Origin of the sequence: Kitasatospora sp. NPDC088134, from assembly GCF_044741705.1 — a bacterium.
Lineage (GTDB): Bacteria > Actinomycetota > Actinomycetes > Streptomycetales > Streptomycetaceae > Kitasatospora.
This window is the reverse complement of sequence record NZ_JBIUTD010000024.1, coordinates 54,283-79,650: the sequence shown is the minus strand read 5'-3', so window position 1 is coordinate 79,650 and position 25,368 is coordinate 54,283. Positions and strand designations below refer to the sequence as shown.

General features: G+C 73.8%; 17 protein-coding genes. 5 read left to right on the top strand and 12 right to left on the bottom strand.

The features are described from left to right. Nucleotides 1-128 precede the first annotated feature (128 nt). The 3 genes from ACIOHG_RS29195 to ACIOHG_RS29185 all read right to left on the bottom strand — a co-directional run bounded on the left by ACIOHG_RS29195 (nucleotide 129) and on the right by ACIOHG_RS29185 (nucleotide 10,307). The gene (locus tag ACIOHG_RS29195) at nucleotides 129-7,460 is read right to left on the bottom strand and encodes a LamG-like jellyroll fold domain-containing protein (RefSeq protein WP_400954881.1); all 7,332 of its coding nucleotides are present in this window, start codon (nucleotides 7,458-7,460) and stop codon (nucleotides 129-131) included. Between the two features lie 294 nt (nucleotides 7,461-7,754). Next, nucleotides 7,755-8,945 (bottom strand): NADH:flavin oxidoreductase, encoded by a 1,191-nt coding sequence (locus ACIOHG_RS29190; RefSeq protein ID WP_400954880.1) that lies wholly within the window; start codon nucleotides 8,943-8,945, stop codon nucleotides 7,755-7,757. Between the two features lie 177 nt (nucleotides 8,946-9,122). After that, on the bottom strand, nucleotides 9,123-10,307 hold the full coding sequence (locus ACIOHG_RS29185) for an alpha/beta hydrolase family protein (RefSeq protein ID WP_400954962.1): 1,185 nt from the start codon (nucleotides 10,305-10,307) through the stop codon (nucleotides 9,123-9,125). Nucleotides 10,308-10,666: 359 nt separating this feature from the next. On the opposite strand from ACIOHG_RS29185, the gene ACIOHG_RS29180 reads away from it, so the two are divergent. Further along, entirely contained in the window at nucleotides 10,667-13,243 is a 2,577-nt protein-coding gene (locus ACIOHG_RS29180) for a hypothetical protein (RefSeq protein ID WP_400954877.1), read from the top strand. Between the two features lie 83 nt (nucleotides 13,244-13,326). On the opposite strand, the gene ACIOHG_RS29175 is transcribed toward ACIOHG_RS29180, so the two are convergent. Further along, nucleotides 13,327-13,968 carry a carbonic anhydrase gene (locus ACIOHG_RS29175; protein WP_400954874.1) on the bottom strand — a complete coding sequence of 214 codons (642 nt, stop codon included), beginning with the start codon at nucleotides 13,966-13,968 and terminating at the stop codon, nucleotides 13,327-13,329. Between the two features lie 302 nt (nucleotides 13,969-14,270). Next, entirely contained in the window at nucleotides 14,271-15,431 is a 1,161-nt protein-coding gene (locus tag ACIOHG_RS29170; protein WP_400954872.1) for a hypothetical protein, read from the bottom strand. 240 nt (nucleotides 15,432-15,671) lie between these two features. Here ACIOHG_RS29170 and ACIOHG_RS29165 point away from each other — a divergent pair, with 240 nt between their 5' ends. Then, entirely contained in the window at nucleotides 15,672-16,580 is a 909-nt protein-coding gene (locus ACIOHG_RS29165) for a class I SAM-dependent methyltransferase (protein ID WP_400954959.1), read from the top strand. Nucleotides 16,581-16,756: 176 nt separating this feature from the next. Here ACIOHG_RS29165 and ACIOHG_RS29160 read toward each other — a convergent pair whose 3' ends face one another. After that, complete coding sequence (locus ACIOHG_RS29160; RefSeq protein ID WP_400954869.1) at nucleotides 16,757-17,188, bottom strand: MTH938/NDUFAF3 family protein; 432 nt, start codon at nucleotides 17,186-17,188, stop codon at nucleotides 16,757-16,759. Nucleotides 17,189-17,292: 104 nt separating this feature from the next. Here ACIOHG_RS29160 and ACIOHG_RS29155 point away from each other — a divergent pair, with 104 nt between their 5' ends. Together ACIOHG_RS29155 and ACIOHG_RS29150 are read left to right on the top strand one after the other, a co-directional pair. Then, on the top strand, nucleotides 17,293-17,748 hold the full coding sequence (locus ACIOHG_RS29155) for a DUF6086 family protein (protein ID WP_400954867.1): 456 nt from the start codon (nucleotides 17,293-17,295) through the stop codon (nucleotides 17,746-17,748). Nucleotides 17,749-17,796: 48 nt separating this feature from the next. Further along, nucleotides 17,797-18,558, top strand: coding sequence for a VOC family protein (locus tag ACIOHG_RS29150; RefSeq protein WP_400954864.1), 762 nt, complete (start codon nucleotides 17,797-17,799; stop codon nucleotides 18,556-18,558). 20 nt (nucleotides 18,559-18,578) lie between these two features. On the opposite strand, the gene ACIOHG_RS29145 is transcribed toward ACIOHG_RS29150, so the two are convergent. The 5 genes from ACIOHG_RS29145 to ACIOHG_RS29125 form a co-directional block, all read right to left on the bottom strand. After that, a complete protein-coding gene (locus tag ACIOHG_RS29145) occupies nucleotides 18,579-19,298 on the bottom strand; it encodes a YoaK family protein (protein WP_400954862.1) in 720 nt (239 codons plus the stop codon). A gap of 153 nt (nucleotides 19,299-19,451) precedes the next feature. Further along, nucleotides 19,452-19,958 (bottom strand): hypothetical protein, encoded by a 507-nt coding sequence (locus ACIOHG_RS29140; protein WP_400954859.1) that lies wholly within the window; start codon nucleotides 19,956-19,958, stop codon nucleotides 19,452-19,454. Nucleotides 19,959-20,231: 273 nt separating this feature from the next. After that, on the bottom strand, nucleotides 20,232-21,209 hold the full coding sequence (locus ACIOHG_RS29135; RefSeq protein WP_400954857.1) for an alpha/beta fold hydrolase: 978 nt from the start codon (nucleotides 21,207-21,209) through the stop codon (nucleotides 20,232-20,234). A 111-nt stretch (nucleotides 21,210-21,320) separates the two neighbouring features. Next, complete coding sequence (locus ACIOHG_RS29130) at nucleotides 21,321-21,623, bottom strand: cupin domain-containing protein (RefSeq protein WP_400954855.1); 303 nt, start codon at nucleotides 21,621-21,623, stop codon at nucleotides 21,321-21,323. A gap of 109 nt (nucleotides 21,624-21,732) precedes the next feature. Continuing rightward, on the bottom strand, nucleotides 21,733-23,211 hold the full coding sequence (locus ACIOHG_RS29125) for an FAD-dependent monooxygenase (RefSeq protein ID WP_400954852.1): 1,479 nt from the start codon (nucleotides 23,209-23,211) through the stop codon (nucleotides 21,733-21,735). A gap of 292 nt (nucleotides 23,212-23,503) precedes the next feature. Here ACIOHG_RS29125 and ACIOHG_RS29120 point away from each other — a divergent pair, with 292 nt between their 5' ends. Beyond that, a complete protein-coding gene (locus ACIOHG_RS29120; RefSeq protein WP_400954849.1) occupies nucleotides 23,504-24,145 on the top strand; it encodes a nucleotidyltransferase domain-containing protein in 642 nt (213 codons plus the stop codon). A 182-nt stretch (nucleotides 24,146-24,327) separates the two neighbouring features. Here ACIOHG_RS29120 and ACIOHG_RS29115 read toward each other — a convergent pair whose 3' ends face one another. Beyond that, nucleotides 24,328-25,296, bottom strand: coding sequence for an alpha/beta hydrolase fold domain-containing protein (locus ACIOHG_RS29115; RefSeq protein ID WP_400954848.1), 969 nt, complete (start codon nucleotides 25,294-25,296; stop codon nucleotides 24,328-24,330). Between the last annotated feature and the right edge of the window lie 72 nt (nucleotides 25,297-25,368).

Sequence of the window (25,368 nt, the reverse complement as noted above, 5' to 3'; positions counted from 1 at the left end):
GTGGGTCGGGGCACCTGCGGTACCACCGGCACGTCCTCCGGGAGAGGGATGGAACGGATCACGGCCGGGGCTACGGACCGGTGGTGCGGGGCCCGGCTCCCCGACGGGGCGGGGAGCCGGGCCGGGGGTCAGTTCTCCATTCCGAAGTAGTGGCCGAGGTATTCGGTGATCTCGGCCGCGTGGGGCAGGAGTTCGGGCAGCTGGGCGGCGAGGGCGTCGCGGGTGGCGGCGGCGAGGGCGGCCGAGCTGGTGGCGGCGGGGCGGACGTACGGTTCGAGGCGCTTGATCAGCTCGTAGTTGCTGGCGATGTTCTCGGTGCGCATGGCCCGCTCCAGCGGCGGCGCTCCGGGCGGCGGGACGGGGGCGAGGACCCGGCTGACGTAGGTGACCCGGTGCAGGACCCGCCAGCACGGGGGCTTGGCGGAGCTCTGTCGGGTCTGGCGCAGCGCGGCCGCGTCGGGGGCGTTGCTGCCCTGCAGCCAGGTCGGGTCGACGACCTTGTGGTAGAAGTCGTCGAAGTTGGCGCTGCTCTCGCCGAGGTAGAAGGTGAGGAAGCGGTAGGCGTCCACCTTGCCCGGCACCAGGACCGGCTTGCCCGCGGCGTCGTACTTCGGCTTGCCGTTGGCGTCCCGCCGTTGCAGGTCGTTCGAGGGCGCGCACTGGACGTCGAGGCCGAAGCTGCGGGAGGCCTCCTTGCTCTTGGCCCGGGTGGTGCTGAAGCCGCCGCCCCGGGAGGCGTCGAGGTGGAAGGCCCAGCCGAGGCCGAGGGCGCCGAAGCTCAGGTCGAGGTTGCCGCCGTAGGAGTAGGTGAAGTTGTACGAGCCGGAGGTGGTCTCGCTGACGGCGTCGGTGGCCTCGGTGGTCTCGGCGAAGAAGCCGCCCTGGGCGGTCCAGACGTAGGTGTTGACCAGGTCCCGGTGCGCGAAGCCGGTGGCGGCGGCGCTGCCGGTGGTGGAACGGGCGCTCTCCTGCTGCTCGGCGGACATGCCCATCGAGCGCAGCACCGCCTTGGCCTGGGTCTCGGCCGGCTCGGTGCCCGAGTGGTGGCCGACGTCGGTCGAGATCGACTGGTAGAAGGCCTGCAGCCGCTGCTGGTCGCGGGTGATGCGGCGCTTGAGCGCGTACGCGTCGCGCGGCTTGAAGTAGCTGTACTCGCCGTAGCCGGTGGCGGTGGGGTAGTCGGGGTCGGTGACCTTGCCGGTCGCGTCGAAGCCGACCGCGCCGTCCAGGGTGCCCTGCTTGGTGTAGCGGGGGTTGATCGGGAAGTGGACGATGTTCCAGTCCAGCGGGATGTCCGGGTTGGGCAGCATCCGGTAGGCGACCAGGGCGCCGGTGTGCGCCAGGCGCAGCGCGAAGACGTCGGCGGTCTGCGACTGCACCAGCGCCATGCCGGTGTTGGCGGGCACGTACCGGGGGCCGAGGTCGGAGTTCAGCACCTTGGCGGGGTCCTCGGTGTACCCCGTCAGCTCCAGCTTGGTCCGGCGGGCGGTGTTCTTGCCCTGGCTGACGGTGGTGTCCTCGCTCCAGGTGTTGGAGAACTCCAGGCCGGCCGTCGCGGCCATCTTCAGCTGGCCCTCGGCCAGCGGGCTGGCGGTGCCGAAGCCGAGGGGCGCCGCGACCGCCATGACGTCGGCGACGGTCTCGAAGCCGAAGGAGACGTTGAAGGCGGTGTTGGTGCTGCGGGTCTTGCTGGCCGAGAGGCTGTGCACCACCTGGTCGGCCTCGGTGAACTCCACCGAGGAGGCGCCGGGGAAGCCGTCGGGCTTGTCGGTGAGGTTCTCCGACGGCACCGGCGGGGCGCCCTCGATGTAGCCCATCAGCTGCGGGTCGAACTGGGCCTGGCCGACCCACTCGGTGGTCAGGTCGCCCACCTTGTAGCCGGTGACCAGGTGCCAGCGGCCGTCGCGGACGAAGCCGTAGCAGCGCTTGAGCACGCCCAGCGTCTCGCCCTTGGCGTCGAACTGGAGGTCGGCGTACTCGGAGGCGGCGGGGGCGCCGGAGACGGTGTCGTGGAACGGGGTGCGCACGTCGGCGAGCGCCGAGCGCACCTGGGCGGTGTCGGTGGACACCGGTGCGGTGGAGAGCAGGATCCGCGGCCGCTTCGTGGAGAACGCCAGGTTGTTGCCGCGCAGGCCCTCGTCGCGCACCGAGGTGGTGCTGGCGGCGGTGGAGTCCCGGTCGAACGTCCAGTAGCCGAGCAGGTCCTGCTTGTTCCCGCGCAGGCGGGTGAACAGGTTGTCCAGGATCTGCTCCCGGGTGCGCACGGTGCGCCAGATCCGCACCTCCTCCAGCGTGCCGGTCAGCAGGTCGGTGGGCTTGCCGCCCTCCAGCCGCGCGCCGAGGGTGAGTTGCGGGTCGCCGAAGGGGAGGAGGTCCGCCGGGAGCGGGGCGGTGGTGGCGAGCAGCGGCTCGCCGTTGCGGTACAGCCGCAGCGGGCTGGCGAGGGGGTCGACGTCGCGGGTCCAGCGGGCGCCGCGCAGCTTGGCGGGGAAGGAGCCGGAGGCGTCCAGGGTGGTGTTGCCGGCGTTCTCCTCGAAGGCCCAGCGCGCCAGCAGCCCCTTCTCGCGGACGGCGACCGGCCGGCCGAGCTGGTTGAACGTCCGGGCGGAGCTCCACAGCCGCACCTCGCACAGGACGCCGTTCAGGCCCCGGCCGATCTCCAGGTCGCTGCTGTTGGACTGCGCGCCCGGGCCGCCGTAGACGTAGCTGCCGGCCAGTCCGCCGTCGAGGTAGAAGCGGATGTCCTGCTCGGGCTGGCCGGCCGTGGCCGGCTGGGTGCCGGTGGCGGCGGACACCTCGGCCTTGCGGCGCTGCCGCACCACGCCGATCCGCTGGAAGGCCCCGGCCTTGACGGCCCGGTCGGAGACGTACCGGACGGGGGTCCCGTCGGCCTCGGCGAAGGCGAACTCCACCCGGCCGTCGGCCAGGATGCCCAGCTGGTAGGGGACGCCCTCCCGGCCGCCGTTGACGGCCGTGCCCTTGGTGACCAGGGCCATCGGCGCGCCCACCTTGTCGATCTGGACGAACACCTCGACGGTGAGGTCCTCCAGGACGTTCAGCGAGTCCTGCGAGGCCACCGACAGGCCCTCGCCGCCGTCCAGGCGCAGCGCCCAGGCCTGGCTGAAGGTCGCGGCGAGGTGCGCCCACTCGTTGCACGGGAAGCGGTCGGCCGACCGCAGCACCCGGTCGCCGACCCGGGCGACCACCTGGTAGCCCTTGATCGGCGAGGCCGGGCTGCCCGACCCCTCGAAGGTCCAGTGGCCCAGCAGGCCGGGCTCCCGGTCGGAGATCCGCTGGTGGCGCTGGGCCGAGATCTCCTGCGGGGTGCGGACGCGGCCGAAGACGCGGACCTCGTCGATCTGGCCGTCGAGGCTGTCGCCGGAGAAGGGGAACTGCCCCAGCACCAGCGGGCCGTTGCCCGTGTAGGTGCCGGTGGAGGTCCGGCGGGCGACCTCGACGCCGTCCCGGTAGAGGATCTGCTCGCGGCTTGCGCTCTTGTACACCGCGGCCCAGTGGTGCCACTCCAGGTCCGGGTAGGCCTGGGTGGTCTTCAGGTCGTCGCCGTACAGCGAGAAGCAGAAGGTCTCGTCGGGGTGGATCCACAGGTGCAGGGTCTGGTCGACCCGGCCCTCCGGCGCGCCGTGGAACAGCAGCGGCTCGACGCGGCCGCGGGCCTGGCTGCGCTTGGCCCACAGTTCGATGGTGAAGTCGCGGCCCGCCAGGTCGAGCGAGTTGGTCAGTACCTCCCTGCTCTGGCCGACGAACTGCCGCACCGGCAGCCCGACTTCGGCGAGTCCCAGCGAGTATCCCGACCCGTCCGTCCGGCCGTGGACGATCCGGCCCTGTCCGGCCTCGGGGTTGACCCAGGCCTCCAGGGTCAGGTCACCGGCGGGGACGGCGTTCTTCTGCTGGGCGGCGGGCAGCGTGAGGTACTGGTCCTTGCCGTCGAACAGGAAGGCCCGGCCGGGCATCTCGGCCCGCCAGCGGCAGCCGCGGCCGCCGGTCACCAGGACGGCCGTGCCGTTGGGCACGGAGGTGGCGCCGCCGGTGTTCAGGGTGATCAGCCGGGAGCCGGCGGAGAGCAGGACCCCCACCCGGGTGGACTCGGCGCGGGCCCAGTCGTAGCCGACCACGGTGACCGTGTCGCCCGGCTTGACCGCCGCGCCCGTGGTGGTGAGGGTGAGCGTCTTGGCGCCGACCGGGGCGTCGGCGGACGCGGCGTACCCGTTGGCGCCGATCTGCAGGTGGGCCTTGGCCGCGACCGCGACGGTGGTGGCCGCGGTGAACTCCACGGTGCTGCCGGTCACCCGGGCGACGGTGCCGACCGTGACCGGCTGCCCGGACTGCCCGGCCAGGGCGGCGGCCAGCTGCTCGGCCTTGCGCGGCAGCGAGCGCCAGGTCTCGGTGTCGCCGCCTACGGTGATCGTCAGGTCGCAGCGGCCGGGGGCGTCGCCGTCGGAGACCTTGATGACGGCGCTGTCCAGCAGGACGCCCGGGTCGCGGGCGAGGAAGCCGAGCGTGCCGCCGTTGCCGGTCAGCCGCTGGGTGCCGCGGACCACGGCGGTGTCGTAGTAGACGGCGAAGAACTGCTCGTTGGCGCCGCGGAAGTACAGCACGACGGTGCCGGTGCCGCTGTCGAGCAGCGCGGGCCGGTCGGTGCCGCGGGCGAATTCGAGCAGGCCGCCGGAGAGGCTGAGCCCGGTGGTGTCCACCGAGATCAGCGGCATCGCCACGGTCAGGTCGTCGTCGCCCTGCAGGGCGGTCGACAGGCGGGCCAGCTTCTCCTGGGCGTCCTTCAGCGCCGCCTGCTTGCCGGTCAGAACGAGCTGGAGCTCGGCGACCCGCTGCGCGGCCGTCTTCGCCTCCTGGAGGCGCTCGCGCACGGTGTCCATCTCCTGCTTGGCCTGCAGGTACGCCGTGTCCGCCCCCGAGCGCAGCGAGACGCGCACCATCCGAATCAGGCCCGAGTCGCCGGTGAGGCACTCGCTCGACTGGACCGGGACGGCGGCCGGGAACGAGGCGGGCAGGCCCAGCGCGAGCTTGCTGCCCCGGTTGACGAGACGGGTGTACTCGCCCTCGGCGGTCAGCTGGAACTGGGCGAAGGGGTTGCCCGGTTCGCGGACGATCGTGTCCGGCACGGTGTTCTGCGCCGACGCGTTGTTGCGGACGTGCAGGTCGAGGTTGTTCACGTTGTTGCCGACCAGCCAGTAGAAGGGCTTGCCGTTCTGGCTCTCGCCGGTGTCCTCCAGCCGCCAGCCCGCCGAGCGGAAGGAGACGAGGACGACGATGACCGACGTGTGGATGGGGGGGTTGAAGTACCGCAGCGACTGGCCGTCGACCTCGCGGGGGGTCTTCAGTTCCAGGGCGTAGTTCCAGGCGGTCGGCACGTCCTTCTCGGCGAGGTACTGCCGCTCCAGCCGCTCGAACCCCGGCAGCAGCCGGTCGTGCTCGCCCTGCCAGTGGGCGACCTGGCCGGCGGTGGCCGCGAGCCGGGTGATCTCCGCCGGCAGGGCGGCGACCTCCGGCTCCAGCTGCCGGATCAACTGCTGGAGGGCGCTGACCTGTTCGGAGTCCTGGCCCTTCACGGGCCGCCGGAGCACCGCCGGGTCGAGCACGTCGGGCACCTGGGCGAGCCGGCCGTCGCGGCCGACGGCGAAGTCCAGGCTCACCAGGGCCGGCTCCTGGCCGTACTTGGCGGCGAACGCCAGCAGCACCCGGGCCTGCCGCTTGGCGGGCTTGGGGTCGGTCCGGTAGCCGGCCGAGACGTTCTCCTGCTGGTGGTAGATCACGGCGGACATGCCGGACTCGACCGTGCGCCCCTTGAGGACGAAGCTGTCGCGGCGCACCCCCGGGTGGTCGCCGACCGGTGCGTCCGAGCCGGTCCACTTCGCGTCGCCCTTGAGCGTGCCGTGCAGGGCCCGGTCGCTCTGGTCGTAGGCGGTGGTGCCGGAGCCCTCGTCGAACCGGTAGTAGGCGACCAGGCCCGGCTCGTTGCCGATCAGGCGGTGGTTCAGGTCGTCCACGAGCTCGGTGGCGGACCGGACCCGGTTCCACACCCGCACCTCGTCGACGTCGCCCGCGAAGAGGCCGGCGGTGGTGCCGGAGACCTGCTTGCCGATCAGGGTGTTCACGCCGGTGGCCGGCGTGAACGGCAGCGCGCCGCTGCCGGACAGCTTGCCGTTGACGTACAGCTTCGCGGTCGTCCCGTCGAAGGTGGCCGCGACGTGGGTGTAGACGTCCGTGGGGACGGTGTCGACCGAGCCGACCGTCGTCGCGGCCCCCTCGTGCGCGAGGCGCAGCGACCCGGCGGCGTCCAGGCCGAGCCGGTACTCCCCGCCCCGGGACAGCACCGGGCGGTCGTACGCGGTGGGCTTGATCCAGGCCTCGATCGAGTACGCCCTGCCGCCGAAGCGCAGCGCCGCCGGGTCGCCCAGGTCGACGTGCGCGTCGTTGGCGCCGGTGAGGCCCAGCGCGGTCTCCGCGTGGCCCTCGGTGCTGGTCACCGGCACCAGGTCCTGGTTGGTGAACGGGCAGGTGCCCGGGCTGCGTTCGAACACCGCGTCCCGGTACAGCGGGTCGGGGCTGGTCCAGAACCGCGTGCCCTGGGTGTTGAACAGCCCCTGGACGCCCTGCTCGACGCTGAAGCCGTCGATCCTCCCGGTGGCGTCGTTGTGGGCGAACAGCTGCCAGCGCCGCGCACCGCTGACCGCGGTGGGCACCAGCACCGCGGCGAACCGGCCGCGGGTCAGGTTGCGGACGAACGACAGCTCCTGGGTCGGCTCGTAGAACGGTCGGCCCTCCATGTCCTCGGTGCCCAGGGTGTCCTTGGCCGACGCGGGACGGGTGGCGTGCCGGCTGCGCTTGTAGCGCACCTCCAGCACCGGCTTGAGCTTGCCGTCCACCAGCAGGAAGCGGTCGCACAGCAGGGTGTCGCGGACCAGCGGCACCTTCTTCGTGCCGCTCAGCACGTAGTCGGTGCGGGAGGCGTTCGCGGAGCAGCCGCCGTCGGTCAGCTTGTACACCGCGTCGGGGTGCGTCTCGCCGATCGACTGCCGCAGCACCACCACGTACGTGCCGTCCGACACCACGTGGAACGGGGCGTCCGCGGTCAACCGGGCGGTCGTGGACAGGTACGGGTCGATCTCGCTGTCCAACGGCCGCTCGTCGACCGCCGCCTCGGCGCCGCCGCGCTTGACCGTGGGCATCGCGGTCGCGCCGACCACGGCGAACCCCACCTCGGCGATCTCCCGGGGCAGGACCAGCTCGGCCGGGTTGTCGCTCCAGTACGCGGCGTCCGCGTCCCCCTTGGACTGCTGGCCGGCCAGGTCCAGCACCGAGTACACGATCCGGCGGGCCGCGTCCATCGCGAACGCGATCGTCGTGCCCTGGTGCCGGGCCATCGTCACATGCCGGTACGACCGGTCACCGTAGATCTTGAGCAAGGATTCCTGAGCTGCCACTGTTCCCCTCCCACACGCACGGAACGCCGCTCCCGTCCTCCCCCGACCCGGAGCGGCGACGGACACGTATCGCACCCCTCGCGGGGCGTCGGCCAGTCTGACAGCGGCGGTCGGGAAGCGAACAAGGTTGCTCCGCTTATGACTTGATTGACCGTCAGTTGGCCGAACTTCGATGACAGGCCGCGCGGGAAGCCGTCGCACCACCCGGCAGCGCGCCCCAGGGCCTCCTGCGCCCGGTGCCGCGAGCCGGTCGCCGCGCACCGGGGGGAGGGGAGGCCCTGGGGTGGGGCGGGGTCAGGTGAGGGTGCGGGCCGCGGCGGCGTCGTAGGGGAGGAGGTCGGCGAAGCGGCCAGTGAGGACCTTGGCGGCCCAGTCGGGGTCCTGGAGGAGGGCGCGGCCGACGGCGACCAGGTCGAACTCGTCGCGCTCCAGGCGGTCGAGGAGGTTGTCGAGGCTGCCGACCGGGGCGCCCTCGCCCGCGAAGGCGCGGATGAAGTCGCCGTCCAGGCCGACCGAGCCGACGGTGATGGCGGGCAGGCCGGTGAGCTTGCGGGTCCAGCCGGCCAGGTTGAGGTCGGAGCCGTCGAACTCGGGCAGCCAGTAGCGGCGGGTCGAGGCGTGGAAGGCGTCGACGCCGGCCGCGGCGAGCGGGGCCAGGATCGCCTCCAGCTCCTGCGGGGTCTCCGCCAGGCGGGCGTCGTAGTTGTCGGACTTCCACTGCGAGTAGCGGAAGATCACCGGGAAGGCGGGTGAGACGGCCGCCCGGACCGCCGCGACCAGTTCGGCGGTGAACCTGGTCCGCGCCACCGGGTCGCCGCCGTACGCGTCGGTGCGCCGGTTGGTGCCCGCCCACAGGAACTGGTCGAGCAAGTAGCCGTGCGCGCCGTGCAGTTCGACCCCGTCGAAGCCGATCCGCTCGGCCGCCGCCGCGGCCTCGGCGAACGCGCCGATCACCGCGTCCAGGTCGGCCCGGGTCATCGCCCGCCCCGTCCCCTCGGCACCGTTCAGCCGGATGCCGGACGGACCGATCGCCGGGGCGTCCGCGAACGGCGGGTCGCCCTGCTTGCGCACCATGCCGATGTGCCACAGCTGCGGCACGATGGTGCCGCCCGCCGCGTGCACGTCCTCGGCGACCTTCGCCCAGCCCGCCAGCTGCTCTTCGCCGTGGAAGCGCGGCACCCGGTCGCTCTGCCCCGCCGACTCGTGCCCGACGTAGGTGCCCTCGGTGACGATCAGGCCGACGCCCGCCGCGGCCCGCCGGGCGTAGTACGAGCGGACGTCCTCGCCCGGCACGCCGCCCGGCGAGAACATCCGCGTCATCGGCGCCATCACGATCCGGTTGGGCACCGTCAGTCCGTTGATCGCGACCGGCCGGGACAGCAGCCCGGCCGCGCGGGCGGCAGCGGATTCGACGGCGGACGGTTCGGCGGTGGCCGACCCGGTGGCGGACGGTTCGGCGGCTTCGGTGGGACCGGTGACGGTCATGCGGTGCTCCTCGCGGTCGGTGCCGGTGGCCGCCCGGACGGTGCGGGGCCGCCGGGCGCGGGCCGGTCGCCCTGGCCCAACCGCCCCAACCGTCCCGGCGGCCGCCGCATTTCGCCGATCCGGCACGCCCCGCTGTGATCCGCGCCACTGGACGCATCCGACGGGGTGCGCCCCCGGTCACGGGTGGAAGAGCACCTCCGGATGGTCCGGGGTCGGTCCGTCGAGGAGCGGCTGCGGGACGCCCTTCAGGTGGAGGTCGAAGAAGGCGGCCACGTACTGGCGGGTGAGCTGGATGCCGCGTTCGGCGCCGACCGTGGTGCCGGGCGGGTTCGGGACGCCGAACTTCTCGGTGAACAGCGGGTTGTCGGTGAAGGTGCCGTGGTTCGAGCCGGCCACGGTCAGCCAGCGCTTCCAGCCGTCCAGGCGGGGCCACGCCCCGTTCCAGCTGGGGTCCTCGTCGCCGTCGCCGAGCGGGTGCCCGACCATCAGGAACGGCTTGTGGCCGAGGCCGGTGGCGGGGACGCCGTAGTCCATCGAGCCGTCCAGGTCGACCCCGGCCCGGAGCCGGTCGTCGGCGAGCAGCGCGGGCACGGCCGCCGCGCCGCCGGCCGAGTGCCCGCCGGTGCCGATCCGGTCGCGGTCGATCAGCCGGGAGTAGTGCCAGGACGCGGGCCCGTGCCCGGTGAGCCGGTCGACGACGAAGGAGATGTCGGTGGCCCGGCTCGCGTCCAGGGCCTTCCACTGTTCGGGGGTGGTCAGGGTGTGGCACACCGGGCAGGTGGTGGTGTGCCCGTCCGGGAAGGTCGTCCCGGTGTTCTCGTAGGTGTGGTCGACCAGCGCGACGACGTAGCCGCGGCTGGTCAAGTCCTCGGCCAGGCTGGTCAGTTCGGTGCGCGGCATGGTGAAGCCGGGGGAGAGCACCACCAGCGGGTACCGGCCGGGCCGCGGGCGGGCGTCGCCGCGGGACCAGGTGGTGGCCCCCGCGACCGCCTCGGTGGGGACGGTGTTGCCGGGCAGCTTGCCGTCCAGCAGCAGCCGGGCCGCCTCCGGCGTCATGTACGGGGCCGGGCCGCCGGTGCCCGGCCGCGCCGGGTAGTACACCGACACCATCAGCCGGCGCGGCCCCGCCGAGGGCACCCACGGGTCGGTCCGGCCCTGGTCCACCAGCTCCAGGATCTCCCGCCCGACCGCGAACGGCCCGGTGGGGCGCGGCAGTTCGACGTGCAGCCCGGCGGGTGCGGTGGCGGAGGCGGGCGCGGCGGTGGCGAGTGCGGCGGCGGAGGCAGGCGCGGCGGCGGTGACGGAGAGCGGGAGGGCGAGCAGCAGCGCGGCTGCCGCGGCGGTGCGACGGAGTCCGGTAATGTCCCGCAGATTAGGTCGTTCGTACGGGATTTGACGTCGCGTCAGAGGCGTAGGGGATGCCACCGAGCGGGCGCCGGGAAGAGGTCGCGGCCCCCTAGGGGGACGGGGGCGGCGGGTAGGGGCGCGGGAGGAGGGAGGCTCGGCCGAGAGGATGATCGGTCATCGAAGCTAGGTTCGAGGGCGCCGGGCGCCCCGGAGCATCCGGTCGGACAGGTAGGAGAAGATGGCGAGTCATATTCGTTCACGATGTGACCAATACGAAAAAGTGAGTCCGGCTCGTACTTACCGCGCCTTTACCCTGATCGACGGCCCGCCCTGACGACCCGTCAGGTCGGCCGCCGATCAGAGGTGGAGAACCAGTGCTGAGAAGCCCGCGTCCCCCCAAGCCGATCCCCCTCCGGAACCGCCGCGCCGCCCGCAACGGCGGTGCCCGCCGACCGCTGCGCGCCGCCACGGCCGCCGCCGTCACCTCCGCGCTCCTGCTGCTGGGCCTGGGCGGCGCCGCCACCGGCGCGGGCGCGGCCCCCGCCGACACCGCCGGGACGTCCGCACTGGTGAAGACCGTGCAGAACGCCACCCACCCGGGCGCCGCCACCGCCGAGCACGGCGACACCCTGAACTGGGCCGTCACCTACCGCAGCGGCAGCACCGGCGACAGCCCCGCGCCCGCCGTCGTCACCGACCCGATCACCGGCGCCGGCGCCGCCCAGACCTACGTGCCCGGCTCGCTCCAGGTCCCGCCCGGCTGGACGCCGTCCTGGTCGACCGACGGCAGCACCTTCGGCGCCACCGACACCGGCACCGCGACCACCGCCGTCCGGGCCGAGAACCCGGTGCTGCGCGGCGTCGGCACCGGCGTCACCCCGCTGCTGCTCGCCCCCGTCCAGCCGACCGCGCAGTCCACCGGCGGCGACGGGTTCACCCCGATCCTGCACCGGACCGCCACCGGCGAGATCCAGTCCTGGAACATCTACCACCACGCCGGGCGCACCGCCCCGCAGGTGGTCTGCCTCAGCCTGACGGCCGGCCAGCCCTGTACCGGCGGCCCCTGGCCGCGCCCGCTGAACACCGCCCCCGGCCCGCTCGGCAGCGGCGCCACCGGCGACATCGGCAGCCCGCTCACCCCGCAGTACGTGTTCGACCCGGCGCACCCCGGCCAGGTGCTGTACCCCGCCGTCACCGCCACCGCCGTCGGCGTCGGCTGCCTCGACCTCGACGCCCAGGCCAACTGCGGCTTCACCGCCCTCGCCGCCACCGGCGGCTCGCCCAGCAGCGTCAACAGCCTCGGCGGCCTGGTCCGCTCCGGCGACAACCTGTACGGCGTCGCCACCGACGGCCGGACGCTCTGCCTGGCCCTCGCCACCCGCACCCCCTGCGCCGGGCAGCCCTACGCGCCCGTCGTCCCCGCCAACCACGACCTGCCGAGCACCCCCAACGGGCTCTACCTGGGCGCGCTCACCGCCGTCGGCGGCCAGGTCTTCGCCTCCAGCTCGCCGCAGTCCGGCGGCTCCACCGTCCCCGGGCCGCCCGCGCTCGGCTGCTTCGACACCGCCACCCTCACCGCCTGCGCGGGCTGGGGCACCCCGCACCCCGTCGGCCCGAACGCCGGCTACTACACCTACAACGCCTACGCCGCGTACGACACCGCCGGACACCCCGACGGCGTCTGCGCCAGCACCGTCGGCGGCGCCACCGTCCAGACCACCTGCTACGGCCTGGACGGCTCCGCGCACGCCGCGCCCGGCAGCCTCGGCGCGCTGGCCGGCAACGTCCTGACCTTCAACCCCGAGACCGTCACCACCGACACCGGCACCCGCAGCTACTTCCCCGCCTGGGGCGGCAGTGTGGCCGGCGCGACCGTCTGCCACGACTGGACCGCCAACGCCCCCTGCGCGGGCTTCCCGCTCCCGGCCGGGCACCCGAACGCCAACGGCGGCGCCACCCGCGACTACGGCTACAGCTACGACTCCACCACCCGCTGCCTGATCGGCCTCGGCGACGGCGGCGTGCTGTTCTCGCTCGACCCGGCCACCGGCGCCAGCCCCTGCGTGCACAGCGGCGCCGCCGTCACCCTGAAGCCCGGCGACTTCTACTGCGACGGCGCGAGCGGCCACGTCCAGGGCTACGACAAGGTCCGGCTCACCGACATCGACCTCTCGCACGTCGTCCTGTCGGCGTCCCGGGTCCTGGTCACCGACCCCGACGGCACGCCCGTCGCCACCCCCGCGCTCGGCGCGGACGGCACCGTCGACCTGTCCGGCATCCCCGTGGCCGCGCACCCCGCGCTCACCGTCACCGCGCAACTGGTGCTGACCACCTCCGCGGACTTCGCCAACGGCCACCACCCGACCCTGGTCGTCGAGTACCGGGGCGACGGGCCGCAGATCTGCTTCCGCACCACCGTCGCGGCCGCCTGCACCGCCACCGCCGTCACCAACACCGCCAACGGCAGCGACGCGACCGGCACCCTCACCTCCAACACCGTCACCACCGCCGTCGCGCCCGGCACCGGCTGCCAGCCCCAGGTCACCGTCGAGAAGGAGATCTGCGGCTCCGCGAACTCCCACGACTGCCTGCCCGGCGGACCCGGCCCCTGGGCCAAGACCAGCCCCGTCGGCCTGCTGGGCCTGCTCGGCACCGCGCACTGGCGGATCACCGTCAGCAATGCCGGGCCGGTCGACGCCGCGTCCGTCACCGTCAACGACCCGACCACGCCCGCCTGCCGGCAGGCCGCCGGCACCTTCGCCCTCGCGGCCGGCACCAGCCGCGCCGTGTACTGCGACTCCCTGCTGCTGGCGCTCCCGCTGAAGAACACCGCCTCCGCGAGCTTCGTCGCCGCGAACTCGCCCGCCGGCACCACCCCCACCACCACCGCCCCGTCCGCGGCGGTGGCCTGCTCCCTGCTCTGCATCCTGGCGGTGCCCGGCAAGGACTGACCCCCGCACCGGCCCCGCACGCAGGACGCCCCGCCCCCGGTCGGTTCCGGGGGCGGGGCGTTCCGCCGTACTGCGGGGGCGGGTCAGGCGGCGGCCGGGGCGGGGACGTCCAGGCCGCGGGTGGTCACCAGGTGGGCGGTGCCGTCGACGAGGCGGTAGGAGAGCCCGACCACGGCGGCGCGGCCTGCGGAGACGGCGTCGGCGAGGGTGTGCGAGCGCTCCAGCAGGAGGGCCGTGGTGTGGCGTATGTGCTCGTCGATGAAGTCGGAGTTGTCGGTGTAGCCGGCGGCGTTCGCGGCCAGCACGCTCGGCGTCACCCGCTCGATCACGTCGCGGACGAAGCCCTCGCCGGAGGTCCCGGCGGCGACCGCCTCGCGGGTCGCGCCGACCGCGCCGCAGGAGTCGTGCCCGAGGACGATCACCAGCGGGGTGCCGAGCACGGCCACGCCGTACTCGATGCTGCCCAGCACCTCCGGGCCGAGCACGTGACCGGCGGTGCGGACCACGAACAGGTCGCCGAGGCCCTGGTCGAAGATGATCTCGGCGGCGAGGCGGGAGTCGGAGCAGCCGAACAGCACGGCGAACGGGGCCTGGGACGGAGCGGTCTGGGCGCGGCGGGCGGCGTCCTGGTTCGGGTGCTGGGGAGTACCGGCGACGAACCTGCCGTTGCCCGCCACCAGCATCTCGAAGGCGGCCCGGGGAGTGAGGTGCGTGGCGTCAGTCATGACCGCAGACTATGTCCCCACTCCCGTGCAGGTCTCGCCCGGGCCACGAGCTGGACCGATTCCGGCCGGTCCCAAAACCTGATCAATCGGGTGATCACGGCCCTGATTGTCCGGATAACGGCGCTATGGCAGCGATAATCGCGGCCGGTCGGCGGGGAGCCGTGCGGGTACCGTCGTCCGCCGGTCGGTGGGGGCGTCCCCGGTCGGCGGGGCCGGGGGCGTCCCGGTCGGCGGGGGCGGCGCCGGGGCCCGGTGCCGGGGCCCGGGGCACCGCCGCTTTGCCGCTCCGCCCTCGGCGGCCGTCAGGGGCGGGAGGCGCAGCGGTCGGTGGCGAAGGCGCGCAGGGCTGCCGGTACGCCCTGGCCCTGGTCGGGCAGCCGGTCCAGGCGGATCAGCCCGTACCCGCGGTGCCCGTCGCTGAGGAACGGCCCGGTGAGCGGGAGGTCGGTGCCGGGCGCGGCGTACACCGTCAGGAACGGGCGCCGGTCCAGGCTGCCCGGCAGTGGCGCGGTGGTGACGGCGCTCAGGTCCGCCCAGCGCAGGAACACCTCCTCGCCGCCCGGCTCGCGCAGCCCGATGCCGTCCGGCCCGATCCGCAGCCGCAGTGGACGGCGCCGGCGCCGCCCCGCCCGGAAGCTCAACCCGCCGAACAGCAGCGCGAGCAGCGCCCACACCCCGTACAGCGCCTCCGGGCCGGGCATCGTGCCGCCCGAGTACCGGACCAGGAAAGGCGCGAGGGACGCCGCGGTGGCGGCCGGCAGGAGCAGCAGCCGGGCCGGGTTCCCGTCCTCGACCGTGAACCGCCGCTCCGCGCCGCCCGGTCGCGGGTCGTGGCGGTCACGCGCCCCCGCCGGGAGCACGTTCCGCGGCGCGCTCTCGAACCGGTGGCCGGCGAACTCGTGCAGCGCGGCCACGAGTTCGGCGAGCGACTGGTCGAGGTCCGCGCAGTTGACCAGGGTCAGCTCGTCGCCGGTTCCGGCGGCCGACCGGGTGATCGGAAACGGGTACGGGTACGGACGGTTCTTCCGGGCGGCCGCGGCCCCCGGGGCGTCGGTGCGGGTCGGTGCGGTTGGTGCGGTCGGGGCGGCCGGGGCGGCCGGGGCGGCCTCCGGGGTGAGCCGCAGCACCAGGCGGGGCGGCCGGGGGGACGCCTGGTGCTCCTCGGTGGGCCGCTCCCGGTGGCGCAGGGCGATCGAATCGACCGAGTCCCAGGGCAGCCGGACGTCGTGCAGGCCGACGCCGTACTCGTCCAGCCGCAGCCGGAACGGCTCTCGCAGGCGGCGCAGTTCGTGGATGCCCAGCAGCAGGACGACGACGCAGAAGCCGAGCGCGAACAGGGCGGTGCCGCGCAACTCGCCCCCCGCGGTGAGCGCCCACGCCGTACTGCCGGCGATGCCCGGTACCGACCAGCCGATCTGGCGCCGGCCACGCTGCCGGATGCGCCCGCTGATGGTGAACTCCACTGTCCTGCCGTTCCGTTGGTCGCCGAATGGTCCGCGTTCGAAGTGTGAGGGAATCCTTTCCGGAGCGGGAGCCGAACGGACCGTCGGCGGCCGGGGTGTGGCCCGACCGTGACGAAGTCGAGGCGTCCGGCCCATGCCGGCGAAACCCTTGGTGCAGGAGGGGAGTTGAGTGGAGCACAGGTGATGCTCCGCTGGGTGGCGGGGCGGGTCGAGGAGCGGACGGAAGGGCGGTCGGTCGGAATGGTCGAGGGCTGGGAGTGGGACGCGACGCTGTTCGCCGGAGCCGCCGAGCACTACGCGCGCGGGCGGCTGCCGTACGCCCCCGGGCTGGCGGCGGCGATCGGCGCCGCGCTGCGACTCGACGGCACGGGACGGCTGTTGGACGTCGGGTGCGGGCCGGGGACGGTCGTGCTGGGGGCGGCCGCGCTGGGGGTGTCCGGGGCGGCCGGTTCGGACGGGCTGGTGGGGTGGTTCGACGCGGCGGTCGGGGTCGATCCGGACGCGGGGATGATCGGTGCGGCGGCGCGGGCGGCGCGGCGGGCCGGGGTCGCCGACCGGACCCGCTGGGAGTGCCTGCGGGCCGAGCAACTGCCGGGCGGGCTCGGCACGTTCGACGTGGTGGTGTTCGCGCAGTCGTTCCACTGGACGGACCGGGCGCGGATGGCGTCGACCGTCCGGGGCATGCTCCGCCCGGGCGGGGCACTGGTCCACATTGCGGACCGGAAGGGCGGGGCGGGCCTGCCGGGCGGCCTGCCCGCCCCCGTCCCGCCGCAGGACGGGATCGCCCGCCTGGTGCGGGAGTTCCTCGGTCCGCTCCGGCGCGCCGGGCAGGGCGTGCTGCGGGACGGCACCCCGGGCGGCGAGGCGGAGATCCTCGCGGCGGCGGGCTTCCGCGGCCCGCAGCGGCTGCTCGTCCCCGGCGGGCAGGTGCTGGAGCGGAACGAGGACGACGTGGTCGCCGGGGTCCTCTCGATGTCCTTCTCCGCGCCGCACCTGTTCGGCCCCCGGCTGCCGGAGTTCGAGTCCCGCCTGCGCGCCCTGCTTCGGGAGACCTCCCCGGGCGGCCGGTTCGCGGTCCGGCAGCCGGACACCGAGGTGGCGATCTGGCGGCCGGATGGCCGGACGACACCTGGCGCGACAGGCCGTTAGAGGTTCTAACGGGAGTGATGGCGTGTCGGTGGAGGAAGGCCTTCTGGCGGAAGTGACGGCCTGTTGGCGAGCGAGATGCTCTAACGGAAGTGATTAGGTGTTAGTAGAGTGATTGCCCCTAGAGAGAGTTATGGGGTGTCACTGAACGGAGGGCCTCTAGCTGGCGTGACGGGTCGTCAGCAGGTGGAGTGGAAGAGGCCGCCGACCCGCCGGGAGCGCGCCAGCTCGTTGTAGAGCCCGACGGCGGCGCGGGTGTCGGCGAGGTGGACCTCCGTTCCGGCCGCCGCGAGCAGTTCGAGGGTCGCCGGGTCGATCCGCAGCACCCGGTCCATGCCGAGGCTGAGCACCACCACCTCGGCGCCCCGGTCGAGCAACTCCTGCACGTCACCGGGCTGGACGCCCGGGCTGTGGCGGGTGCCGTGGACGTTCCAGTCCCAGGGGTGGCCGCCGCCCGGGTACAGCGCGAAGTCCTTGTCCGGCGCCAGGCCCTCGACCTCCATCCCGCCCCACACCAGCCGCAGCACCTGCGGGGAGTGGCCGACCGCTGCCCGCCCGTCGGCGTTGCTGCAGCCGTTGCCGTTGCCGTCGCTGCCGTAACTGTCGTTCATGCGGGCGATTCTCACAGCCCCGGTGCGATATCGTCCCGCCGTATGCGGACGGTCGGACGATCATCGGTTTGGGCTGGCCGCTGCGAGGGACCGGGAGGCGGCGGATGAGTCAGTACTACGAGCTGGGGGGCGAGACCCTCTGGAACCCGTCCAACGGGGCGTCCCGGCTGTTCCTGCGGCAGGTGGCGGTTTTCGAGGAGGAACTCGGTCTCCCGTCCGGCATCGGCCCGATGGAGGCGGACGAGTGCCGGATCGACCCGGTCGCGTTCGGGGTCTTCGCCCGTGCCCTGCTGGCCCGGCAGCGACAGATCCGCCACGCCGTCATGCGCGCCCTGACCGAGGGATTCCTCCTCACCGTGCTGGCCCTCGCAGAGCGGTCGGGCATCGAGGTGTTCGAGGAGCCGTCCGCTCCCGCCTCCTCCGGCCCCGCCCCGGCTGCTGTGCTCCGGGATGTGCAGGTTCTGGCGGGCGCCCACTCCCTCGTGGACGAGGACCCGTACGGTCTGGACGAAGAACTCCGCCGGAAGGTCCGGGAGCTGGACCGGTGCATGGCGCGCTAAGGGGCGGGGCGCGCCCTGCCCGCCCGGCGGTCTCCTAGGATCGGGAGCATGGCCCTGCGACCCGCTCAGGTGAACATCAAGGCGCTCGATCATGCGGTGGTCGGCCGGTTCTGGGCCGAGGCGTTGGGGTGGCGGGCGTACCCGGCCGGGGCGACCATCTATGTGGGGCCGTCCGGTGGGATGGTCTGGCCGGATCCGGAGGTGCTGGGCATCGACGTGGTGCCCGTGCCGGGGGCGAAGACGGCCGTCAAGAACCGGACCCACCTCGACCTGGCCACCACCTCTGCCGCGCATCAGGCCGAACTGGTCGACCGGTTGCGGGAGTTGGGTGCCACCCCGGTCGACGTCGGGCAGGGTGAGGTGCCGTGGACGGTGCTCGCCGACCCGGAAGGCAACGAGTTCTGCGTGCTGGAGCCCCGGGACGTCTACCGCGACACCGGGCCGGTCGCCGCCGTCGTGGTCGACTGCGCGGACCCCGTGGCGACGGCCCGGTTCTGGGGCGCGGCCACCGGGTGGACGCTGCGCCGGGCGACCGGCGACTTCGCCTCGCTGCGCTCCGCCGCCGACACCGGCCCCTACCTGGAGTTCCTGCGGGTCCCGCGCGTGGCGGGAGCGCCGACCGCACCCGACCGCGTCCACCTCGACCTGCTCCCGGAGGGCGGCGCCGGGGACGTCCGGGCGGCCGAGGTGGCACGGCTGCGGGCACTCGGGGCGGCCGACCTCGACCTCGGGCAGGGCGACGCCCCGTGGACGGTGCTCACCGACCCCGAGGGGCACGAGTTCTGCGTGCTCGCCCCGTCCCCGCACTGACGGACCGTCGGCCGGCCGGTTCAGCCCCTGCGGCGGATCGCGGGGGCAGCAGTGGCGAGGGCGGCCGCGGTGAGGGCGGCGGCCGCGACCAGGGCCCAGGCGGTCCGGCCGTGGAGCACCAGGAGGGCGCCCGGGACGACGCCCGCCAGCATGGTGAGGGCCGACAGGACGCGGCGGCGCTGGCGGGGAGAGCGGTGGCCGGGGGCGGTGGCGTCGGCGGCCAGGCCGGTGAGCGTCATGGTCAGGACGGTGGTGGTCAGGTCGGGGACGCCCAGGCTGCGGACGGTCGCGTTGCGGATGCCCATCGCCAGGGCGAGCAGCCCGATCACGGCGTACTGGACGTCGCCGTCGGTGCCGGCCGCGAACACCACGCCCGCCGCCGCCAGGTGCAGCAGGATCTCCGCGAGCAGGGCCGTCCGCAGCCGGCCCCGGCCGAACCGTCCGGCCAGGGCCGCCCCCAGCAGGAACGCGGCCAGTGAGGTGACCGACCCGAGCACCGAGAAGCCGGGCGCGCCCGCGAGGGCGAACCCGACCACGACCACGTTGCCCGTCATGTTGGCGGCGAACACGTGCCCCAGCCCGAGATAGCTGACGGCGTCGACGATCCCGCTCACCACCGTCAGCCCGAACAGCGCCAGCACCAGCGGGTCGCCGTCCGGGAGCCGGCCCGCCGCCGGGGCGGGTGCGGGCGGAGGCGGGGAGGGCGGGGAGGGCGGGGAGGGCGTGGGGGATGCGGACATCGGGGCTCCTTCCGTTCCCGTTCCCGTACCGCCGGATCGACGGTCCCTCAGCAGTGTGGCGCACCGCGCCCGCCGCCGGAGCACGCCCCGGCGGCGGGTCGGCGGACGGCTGTCGGCGGCGGGGCGGACCCCGGCGGGGTCGGCGGCGCCGGGTCAGCAGCGGTCGGGGAAGTGGCGCGCGAAGTCCGTCTGCGGGGCGAGCGCCGGGCCGGCGGCCGGGGCCGGGCGGGCCGGGCGTCCGGCCGCCGGTGGCAGGCCGATCGCGTGCCGGGCCTGGGTCAGCGCGGAGACCCAGTCGCCGGTGAAGCGGATCGCCCGGTCGTCGATGTACACCGCCGCGCCCAGCTTCTTGTTCGTCACCAGCAGCGAATCGCCCTGCCAGTACGCGCGCTCCGGGTCCTCGTCGACCAGCGTCTCCAGGCCCGAGTGCTCGCGCAGCCACCCGGCCACCGCGGGGTGGTAGCGGCGTGGGCGGGCCGTCATGATGAACACCGACCGGACCCGGTTGAGCGCGTGCAGGGACTCCATCGCCCCCGGGATCGGCTTGCCGTAGATCCGGCCGTCCTGCCAGCCGTCGTCGTGCGCGACCAGGGTCTGGTCGAAGTCGATGCCGACGGCGTGAGAGGCGGGCGAGGCGGGGTCGAGCGGAACGACCGTCATGGACGTGTCCCCTTCCGGGACGGGCGCCTCCCCGGCGGGGCGGCGCGAACGGGACCGGCTGCTCACCGGCTCGAAGGAGATGAGTCCCGCCGGCCCGTCCGCTTACCGCGTTCCCGCACCCAAAGTGATCGATCCACTCCGAAGGGTGACGGATCGTTGCTCCGTCGTGCCGACGGCCCCGCCGTTCCCGCCGAGCTGCGGCGGGCACGGCGGGGCCGGGCAGTTGATCCGATGATGGGGCGAGGGGTGATCCGATGAAGAGGCGAGGGTGGTTCAGCCGTCGAGGTGCGCCAGGAAGTCCAGCAGGGCCGCGTTCACCTCGGCGGGGCGCTCCTGCTGCGTCCAGTGGCCGGTCTCCGGCAGGCGGACGTGGTCGCGCAGCCGGGGCAGCCTGCCCAGCAGGTAGGGCAGCGCCCCCGGCGGGAGCATCGCGTGGACCAGGTCCTGCTCGCCCGCCACGTACAGCGCCGGGACCTCCACCGTCAGACCGGTGAACGGCGCGAGCAGTTCGGCGTTCCGGTTCAGGTTGCGGTACCAGTTGAGGCCGCCGGTGAACGCGCGCTCCCCGTGCCCGGCGTAGTCGGCGACGAAGGCGTCCAGGGCCTCCTCGGTCAGCCAGTCCGGCAGCCGCTCCGGCTCGGGGATCGTGTCGAGCAGCGTGCCGCCCGCCGGGATCACCCACGGGCGCGGCACGCCGTCCGGCTGCCTGCCGGACAGGATGCGCCGCAGGCTGGAGCGGACGTCCGCCGCCAACTCGGCGTCGGCCCGGCCCGGTTCCTGGAAGTAGACCTGGTAGAAGCCCTCCCCGAACGACTCCCGCAGGGTGTCCAGCGGCGGCGGCCCGCCCACCGGCAGCGGCGGGACGCTCAGCCCTGCCACCCCGCGCACCAGGTCCGGCCGCAGCGCCGCCGTCGTCCACGCGACCGGCGCGCCCCAGTCGTGCCCGACCAGCACCGCCGACTCCGCGCCCAGCGCCCCGATCAGCGCCGTCACGTCACCCACCAGGTGCAGCAGGGTGTACGCGTCGACCGCCGCGGGCTGCGCGCTGCGGGCGTAGCCGCGCTGGTCCGGCGCGACCACCCGGTACCCGGCCTCGGCCAGCGGTCCGAACTGGTGCCGCCACGAGTACCAGCTCTCCGGGAACCCGTGCAGCAGCAGGACCAGCGGCCCCTCGCCCTGCTCGGCCAGGTGCAGCCGCACCCCGTTCACCTCGACCTCGCTGTGCCTGACACTCTTCACGCTGTCGCTCAACTCCGGCTCCCCGTCCGAACGGTGGGCCTCCGGCCCCTTGTCGAATGCCGGAACGCGCGCACCCGGTGCGGGAGTTCCGGATTCCGGTTCGGGCGCCGACCGTTCGGGGGGTCAGTCCCCGGTGGTGACGAGGAGCAGGGTGCCGCCGCTCCCCGCCGCCACCGCGTGCGGCACTCCCGCCGGGACCACGCACAGCTCTCCCCGACGGACCGTCACCGGCTGCCCGGCCAGCACCAGTTCCAGCCTTCCGTCCAGCACCAGCAGCGCCTCGGCCTCGGCGTGCGCCTCCTCCACCACCGGCAGTTCGTCCATCCGCAGCACCTTCAGCCGGGCGTCGCCGAACCGCCCCAGCAGGTGGGAACGCCAGGTCTGCGGCAACTCGGCCGCCGTCTCGCACACGTTGATCGGGCTCATGGCCGAGGACGCTACCCACCGCGCGCCGCCCGTTGGTCGACCGTTCGGCAAAATCTCCCACAGGGGGTGTGCGGGCGCCGGTGCCGGTGCGGGTGTGGGCGCGGGGGCGTTACGCGGGCGCGGGCGCGCCGAACCAGCGCTCCAGGGCGGCTTCCAGCTCCGTCGCGTCCTCGCCCAGCCAGGCGACGTGGCCGTCCGGACGGAGCAGCACCGCCGGGGCGTCCGGCCCCGGGACATCGGCGTGCAGGGCGTCGGCATGCAGGGCGTCGGCATGCAGGACGTCGACGCGGTCCGCCCGGCCCCCGGTGGAGAGCTTGCCCGTCCCGTCCAGCAGCAGGCCGCGCCCCGCGTGCATCCGCTCGTACAGCCGGGAGCCGTCCGGCGCGTCGGGGGTCGGCCCGAGCGGGAAGTCGCGCAGGCGGCGCCCGAGCAACTCCGGGCCGGGGCCGAAGTCGTAGCGCACGTCCACTGCCGTGATCATGCCGGTGATGTGGCGGTTGACGTCCGGGAACTCCATCAGCCGGGCGAACAGCTCGCGCAGCGCCACCGCGCCCGGCGACGTCCCGAGCAGGGTGAACTGCGCCCGGGTGGTGGCCAGCACCGCCGCCCCCACGGGGTGGCGCTCCGCGTGGTAGCTGTCCAGCAGCCCCGGCGGGGCCCAGCCCGCCACCTCGGCCGCCAGCTTCCACCCCAGGTTGAACGCGTCCTGCACCCCGAGGTTCAGACCCTGACCGCCCGTCGGCGGATGGATGTGCGCCGCGTCGCCCGCCAGCAGCACCCGGCCGACCCGGTAGCGCTCCGCCTGGCGGGTCGCGTCACCGAACCGCGACAGCCAGCGCGGCGAGTGCACCCCGAAATCGGTGCCCGCCACCGCCCGCAGCCGCCCCCGGAACTCCTCCAGCGTCGGCGCCGCCCGATCCTCCGACACCCCCTCCGCCGGCACGATCACCCGGTACACGCCCTCGCCCTCCGGGTGCAGCCCGAACCGCAGCTCCGTCCGTCGGACCTCCGCCACCACCTCGGCGATCCGCTCCGTCGCCTCCGTCGCCTCCAACTGCCCCAGCAGGGTCTCCGCCGTCGCCGGCTCGCCCGGGAACGCGACGCCCGCCAGCTTGCGCACCGTGCTGCGCCCGCCGTCGCACCCCACCACCCAGCGCGCCCGCAACCGGGAACCGTCCGCGAGTTCGACCTCCGCACCCTCCTCGTCCTGCGCCAGACCCACCACCTCGCAACCGCGCCGGACCTCCGCGCCCAACTCCCCGGCCCGCTCCAGCAACAACTGCTCCGTCACCGGCTGCGGCGTGGCGAGCCCGTACGGATGCGCCGTGTCCATCCCCTCCGGCCACTCCTTCGCCACGCCCGCGAAGAGGCCGCCGGCCCGGAACTCCCGGCTCACCGCCCGGAACCGCTCCAGCAGCCCGCGCTGATCCATCACCTCCACGCTGCGCGCGTGCAGGCCCTGCCCCCGGGACTCCCCGGTGGGTGCCGTCAGCCGTTCGAGAACCACCACCTCCACCCCGTGCAGCCGCAGCTCGCACGCCAGCATCAACCCCGTCGGCCCGCCGCCGACCACGATCACGTCGATCATCAACTCTCCCGAACAGCACAGCAAGTGATTTTCCGTCGGTTTTCGTCAGTTTCCCGCACCTGTCGGGTGAAACGGACTTCTCGTCCGCCTCCGCACCGAGCGGACATTCTGCTGCCCCTCCCGGCCCCGGGGGTGGATACTGGTGTGCTCTCGTGTTCGACTGTCGCCGGTTCCCCGTGGAGTCCGACATCCCGGTGATGTTGTCCGATCGTCAGCAGTGCACGATTCCAGGTCCCACCGTCTTCCGCATCGAACACGGCCGAGACCTTCGAGCCGCTGGTAGGTTGCTGCGGTGAACGAGCAACTGCCCGGCGGCGGAATCGAGCTGTCACCCGACGAGATCGAAGCTCTCGATGCCAGGTGGTCGTCCAGCTGGACCCCGAGCGAGGTCGCGCAGCGGCTGGCCGGGGTCGGCGCACCCTGGTACGTGGCTGCGGGCTGGGCGCTGGACCTCTTCCGCGGCGGGCAGACGCGCGCTCATGGGGACATCGAGATCGGGATTCCGGCCGCGAGCTTTCCCGAGATCCGCCACCGCTTCTCCGGGTACGCCTTCGACGGGGTGGGCAGCGGCCGGATCTGGGAGGACGCCACACCGGAGGTGCTGGCCGCCGTGCACCAGACATGGCTTCGCGATCCGGTCACCGGAAACTACCTGCTCGACGTGTTCCGCGAGCCCCACGACGGCGGCACCTGGATCTGCCGACGCGATGAGGGGATCCGGTTTCCCTACAGCGACATCGTCCACCGCAGCCAGGACGGCATCCCGTACCTGGCACCCGAGCTGGTCCTGCTGTTCAAGGCCAAACACGTCCGCCGAAAGGACCAGTCGGACTTCGACGCGACCGTCCCGCACCTGACCCCGGCTCAGCGCGCGACCCTGACCGACCTGCTCGCCCGCGTACACCCCGGGCATCCCTGGATCGTGGGCCTGTAGCCGACCGTCTGCCGGTGGCCTCTTGGAACCTCTTGGAACCTCTTGGAACATCGGAACGAGAACCGGTGCTGAGCCCGGATCGTTGCCGGGGGCGGCTTGCGGGCCGTCGACGCCGTCGCGGACGACGGGAGCCGAGGTCCTGTCCGAGGCCGAAGCGTACGAGCGAAACCCGCCGACTTCCCCTACGCGGCGGGGTGCGGGGGCAGGAGCCGGGCGAGCCAGTCGGTGCGGGTCCGGCGGGCGGTGGCCGAGAGGTGGGCCTGCGGGTACAGGGCGTCGAATCCGTGGAAGCCGCCTGCCCAGACGTGGAGTTCGGCCTGGCCGCCGGCCGCCCAGATGCGGGTGGCGTAGTCGGTGTCCTCGTCGCGGAAGACTTCGGCGGAGCCGGTGTCGATGTAGGCGGTCGGCAGGCCCGCGAGGTCGTCGGCCAGGGCGGGCGAGACGTATGCGGGTACCTCGTCGTCGGTGAGGTCGCCGAGGAGGCAGCGCCATCCGAATCCGTTCATCTCGCGGGTCCACACGCCGGGCCCGTCCGCGTACTGGAGGCTGGAGGCGGTGGCGTTGCGGTGGTCGAGCATGGGGCCGATCAGGACCTGGGCGGCGATCGTCGGGGTGCCGAGGTCACGGGCCAGCAGGGCGACGCCGGCGGCGAGGCCGCCGCCCGCGCTGGCGCCCGCGACGACGATCCGGGCGGGGTCGATGCCCAGTTCCTCGGAGTGTTCGGCGATCCAGAGCAGCCCCCGGTAGCAGTCGTCGACCGGGACGGTACCGGTGGACTCGGGCGCGAGCCGGTAGTCGACGGAGACCACGACGGCGCCGAACTCGTCGAGCCACTCCAGCGGGATGTCGAGCTGCGAGAAGCGGTCGCCCATGACCATCCCGCCGCCGTGCATCCAGTAGACGCAGGGTGCGGCAGTGGTGCGATCGCTGTTCGCGGGGCTGAAGACGGACAGCGGGATCGGGGTGCCGTCCGGACTCGCGGCGGTGACTTCGCGCCTGTCGATGGCGCGACCTTCCAGGAGGGGTTCGACGGGCATCGAGGAGAAGGGGCGTACCTGGGCCAGCACTTCATGACCGAGCCGGGACATCAGCGGCAGGTCGGCCAGGAGTTCCTGCAGTTCGGGGTCGAGGGAGGGGCGTGCCGTGGTCACGGTCGTTGCCTTTCACGGGTGGTGGCGGACGGTCGGGCGAGGACGGGGCCCGCCTCGGCAGAGGCCGGGGCG

Bases quoted from the DNA above. Each gene is read 5' to 3' on its own strand.
- ACIOHG_RS29160 (WP_400954869.1), bottom strand. From the start codon at position 17,188: ATGAACGACAGTTACGGCAGCGACGGCAACGGCAACGGCTGCAGCAAC.
- ACIOHG_RS29130 (WP_400954855.1), bottom strand. From the start codon at position 21,623: ATGAGCCCGATCAACGTGTGCGAGACGGCGGCCGAGTTGCCGCAGACC.
- ACIOHG_RS29140 (WP_400954859.1), bottom strand. From the start codon at position 19,958: ATGACGGTCGTTCCGCTCGACCCCGCCTCGCCCGCCTCTCACGCCGTC.
- ACIOHG_RS29145 (WP_400954862.1), bottom strand. From the start codon at position 19,298: ATGTCCGCATCCCCCACGCCCTCCCCGCCCTCCCCGCCCTCCCCGCCT.
- ACIOHG_RS29150 (WP_400954864.1), top strand. From the start codon at position 17,797: ATGGCCCTGCGACCCGCTCAGGTGAACATCAAGGCGCTCGATCATGCG.
- ACIOHG_RS29125 (WP_400954852.1), bottom strand. From the start codon at position 23,211: ATGATCGACGTGATCGTGGTCGGCGGCGGGCCGACGGGGTTGATGCTG.
- ACIOHG_RS29155 (WP_400954867.1), top strand. From the start codon at position 17,293: ATGAGTCAGTACTACGAGCTGGGGGGCGAGACCCTCTGGAACCCGTCC.
- ACIOHG_RS29175 (WP_400954874.1), bottom strand. From the start codon at position 13,968: ATGACTGACGCCACGCACCTCACTCCCCGGGCCGCCTTCGAGATGCTG.
- ACIOHG_RS29165 (WP_400954959.1), top strand. From the start codon at position 15,672: ATGGTCGAGGGCTGGGAGTGGGACGCGACGCTGTTCGCCGGAGCCGCC.
- ACIOHG_RS29190 (WP_400954880.1), bottom strand. From the start codon at position 8,945: ATGACCGTCACCGGTCCCACCGAAGCCGCCGAACCGTCCGCCACCGGG.